The sequence below is a fragment of the Mesorhizobium sp. M1A.F.Ca.IN.020.06.1.1 genome, from assembly GCF_004023265.1.
In the GTDB taxonomy this organism is placed as follows: Bacteria; Pseudomonadota; Alphaproteobacteria; order Rhizobiales; family Rhizobiaceae; genus Mesorhizobium.
The window spans coordinates 1-754 of record NZ_RZSR01001563.1 but is presented as its reverse complement, the minus strand read 5'-3'; the positions used below and the strand labels follow the sequence as shown (position 1 = coordinate 754).

Genomic DNA, 754 nt, shown 5'->3' with positions numbered 1-754 from the left:
GCCCTTGCCGAGGAGAAGAAGGTCGGGCTGGAAAAGCTCTCGCTGGAGGACCTGCGCTCGATCCATCCCGGCATCACCGACGACATCTTCTCGGTGCTCGCCGTGCAGAATTCGGTGAAGAGCCGCGTAAGCTTCGGCGGCACCGCTCCGTCGGAAGTGAGGAAGCAAATCCGCTACTGGAAAAAGCGCTTGGCCAAGGCGTGAAAGGCTGATTGATGCAAACTGACAAGATTTTAGAACGCTACAGCCACCAGAAATCCAACCTGAGCCTGGCTCTTCTTTCCGACGAGGACGGTGGGGAGCCAACGATCCTCATACAAGGTTCAAAGCGAGCGCTGCACCTTCTCGCAGAACTTCTCCTTGCAGTCGCTGATGAGAAAGCCAACGACGGCTTCGGGATGGGACCAAGAAGCGCCGGAAGTTTCCATTTTTCCGCCACGTCCGAGTTTGGCGTTTATGTCCGTCGGCTGGACGAATAACGAATTCTTGGGGCTTGATTTTGCCGGGATGCAATGCGCCGAAAACTCGGCTAAAAGCGCGGCTGGACAAAACAGTTTCGAACGGATGGATCGATGACCCGAGGCAGGATTTTGGTGACGCTCGCGCTGCTGGCGGCGGTTGTCACCGTCACGGCCTGCGGCAGGAGAGGCGGCCTCGATACGCCTTACGAGGCTGCCGTGCAGGCGCGCAAGGATGCGGAGCGAGCCAAACAGCCGCTGCCGCCCGAGCCTGAGAAACCGGTCAAGGACAAGAA

2 protein-coding genes and 1 pseudogene are annotated in these 754 nt (G+C 58.5%); all 3 read left to right on the top strand.

Going from position 1 to position 754, the window contains the following annotated elements:
* Window positions 1-204: pseudogene (locus tag EOA60_RS35555) on the top strand (argininosuccinate lyase); the annotation flags it as partial.
* Between the two features lie 11 nt (window positions 205-215).
* Window positions 216-479 carry a hypothetical protein gene (locus EOA60_RS35550; RefSeq protein WP_095823972.1) on the top strand — a complete coding sequence of 88 codons (264 nt, stop codon included), beginning with the start codon at window positions 216-218 and terminating at the stop codon, window positions 477-479.
* 93 nt (window positions 480-572) lie between these two features.
* The coding region (locus tag EOA60_RS35545) for a lipoprotein (RefSeq protein WP_128312758.1) at window positions 573-754 on the top strand (182 nt) is incomplete at its 3' end.